Source organism: Dietzia sp. Cai40 (genome assembly GCF_014145165.1).
Taxonomy (GTDB): Bacteria; Actinomycetota; Actinomycetes; order Mycobacteriales; family Mycobacteriaceae; genus Dietzia; species Dietzia natronolimnaea.
The window spans coordinates 1-2858 of sequence record NZ_JAALEB010000491.1; the positions used below are offsets into that span (position 1 = coordinate 1).

1 protein-coding gene is annotated in these 2858 nt (G+C 72.1%); it reads left to right on the forward strand.

The annotated features are described in order from the left end of the window. The coding region (locus G6022_RS16290; protein WP_182692032.1) for a bifunctional [glutamine synthetase] adenylyltransferase/[glutamine synthetase]-adenylyl-L-tyrosine phosphorylase at positions 1-2677 on the forward strand (2677 nt) is incomplete at its 5' end. Between the last annotated feature and the right edge of the window lie 181 nt (positions 2678-2858).

Consider the following 2858-nt stretch of genomic DNA (forward strand, 5'->3'; position numbering starts at 1 on the left):
GGACATGCTGGGGGTGGTCGACGCCGTGCCCGAGGAGCCCGTCGAGGGCGCGCCCGCACCGTCCCAGTCCGCCGACCTGCGCAGCGTGGGAACCTATCGCGCCGCGGTCATCGGCGGCGCCGCGGTCAACGTGCTCCGGTCGGCCTACCGCGACCACGTGGCGCTCCTGGCCGCCCACGACGTGGCGTCCACGGTCGAGGACGAGCCGGTACTGCCGTTCGCCGAGGTGGGTCGTCGCCTCGCCGATCTCGCGGACGCCGCGCTGACCGCCGCGCTCGCGGTGGCGGTCTCCACGGTGTACCCGGATTCGCCCATGCCCTGTCGCCTCGGCGTGGTGGCCATGGGCAAGGGCGGGGCCCGCGAACTCAACTACATCTCCGACGTGGACATCATCTTCGTCTCCGAACCCGCGGACGCCAAGACCGGTCGGGTGGCCGGGGAGATGATGCGCATCGGCTCGATGGCCTTCTTCGAGGTGGACGCCGCCCTGCGACCCGAGGGCAAGTCCGGCGAGCTGGTGCGGACGCTGGAGTCGCACGAGGCCTATTACAGGCGGTGGGCCAAGACGTGGGAGTTCCAGGCGCAGCTCAAGGCCCGGCCGATGACCGGCGACCTGGCCCTGGCCACCGAGTACTACGACACCGTGCACCCGCTGGTGTGGACGGCCTCCGAGCGGGACGACTTCGTGCACGACGTCCAGGCCATGCGCCGGCGGGTGGAGGAGAACGTCCCCGAGCCGCTCCGGGAGCGCGAGCTCAAGCTCGGGCGTGGGGGCCTGCGCGACGTGGAGTTCGCGGTCCAGCTCCTGCAACTGGTGCACGGTCGCACGGACGAGGAGCTGCGTGTCGCCAGCACGGTGGACGCGCTCGGGGCGCTCCGGGCGGGGGGATACATCGCGCGGGAGGACGGCGCCAACCTGGTGGCCGCCTACGAGTTCCTGCGACTTCTCGAGCACCGTCTCCAGCTCCAGCGCTACAAGCGCACCCATCTGCTCCCGGAGGACGGCGACCGGGAGGCGTACCGCTGGCTCGCCCGCGCCGCCCACATCCGGCCCAGCAGTCGGCACGACGCCGCGGAGGTCCTGCTCGAGCAGCTCCGTCAGGTCCGCAGCCGGGTGCGCAGGCTCCATTCCAAGCTGTTCTACCGCCCGCTGCTGGACTCGATCGCCGCCTACGACGCGGAGGCCCTGTCCCTGAGCTCCGAGGCGATGGAGCGGCAGCTGGCGGCACTGGGGTTCGGCGCACCGCGCCACGCACTCGGGCACCTCCGGGCCCTGGCCGGGCAGAACAACCGCCGCGGCCGGATCCAGGCGCTGCTCCTGCCCGCCTTCATGGAATGGCTCGCCGACACCCCGGACCCGGACGCCGGGCTGCTGGCCTACCGCAAGCTGTGTGAGGAGCACCAGGACGTCACCTGGTTCCTGCGCATCCTGCGGGACGACAGCATCGTGGCGCGCCGCCTGGTGACGGTGCTGGGCACCTCCGCGTTCGTCTCCGAACTCCTGCTCCGCAACCCCGAGGTGATCCCGGAGCTGACCGACGGCGCCGAGGGGCCCGTGCTCGTGGCCTCCAAGGTCTCCGACATCGCCTCCGCGCTGTCCGCCTCGGCGTCCCGTCACCGCACCCCCGAGAAGGTCATCGCCGCGGCGAGGTCGCTACGCCGGGCCGAGCTGGCCCGGATCGGCGCCGCGGACGTCCTGGGGTTGGTCTCCGTGCCGGAGGTCGGCAAGCGCCTGTCCGCCGTGTGGCGGGCGGTGCTCGAGGCGTCCCTCGCGGCCGTGATGAGGGACATGGCCCCCGAGGGCCAGGCGCCGCCGGCCCGACTCGCGTACATCGGGATGGGGCGGCTCGGCGGGGACGAGCTGTCCTACGGATCCGATGCGGACGTGATGATCGTGTGCGATCCGGTGGAGGGCGTCGCCGAGGACGTCGCCGTCCGGTGGGCCGTCCAGGTGGCCGAACGGGTGGGCAGGCTGCTCTCCTCGCCGTCGTCGGACCCCCCGCTCGACCTCGACGCCGACCTTCGACCGGAGGGCCGCAACGGACCACTGGTACGGACGCTCGCGTCCTACCGCGCCTACTACTCCAAGTGGGCCGAGACGTGGGAACTGCAGGCCCTGCTCCGGGCCGCGTTCGCGGCGGGGGATCGCGACCTGGGCCTGGACTTCCTGCACATGATCGACGAGTTCCGTTACCCGGCGGACGGGGTGCCGCCCAAGGTGGTGCAGGAGATCCGGCGGATGAAGGCGCGGATCGACACCGAGCGTCTGCCCAGAGGGGCCGACCCGGCCACGCACACCAAGCTCGGGCGCGGTGGCCTGGCGGACGTCGAGTGGTGCGCGCAGCTGCTCACAATGCAGCACGCGGCGCGGGTGCCGGGCCTGCACACCACCTCCACCCTGGAGGCGCTCGAGGCCGCGGCCGCCGCGGAGTTGCTCTCGGAGGGCGAGCGTGAGGCGCTGGTGCAGTCGTGGCTCATGGCCGCCCGCGCCCGCAACGCCCTGGTCCTGGCCCGCGGCAAGGCGGTCGACCAACTCCCCGGTCAGGGCAAGATCCTGGCGGCCGTGGCCAGCATCTGCGCAGGGTCCTCCGACGGCGCGGAGTTCCTCAACCAGTACCTCCGGGTCACCCGCCTCGGCCGCAAGGCCGTCGACCACGTCTTCTGGGGTGAGATCTGAGGCGTGTTCCGGGGTCGGACCAGGGTTGTCACCGATGCGCTCCGGGGCCGCGCGCCGATACCCTGGGGTCATGGCTGTGAAGATGAACCTCACCCTCACCCTCGACGGCGTCACCTACGGTGAGCTGTACGAGTTCGTCGACGCGGTCCGGGTGCGACGTCCCGACTGGGAGCCGATGAGG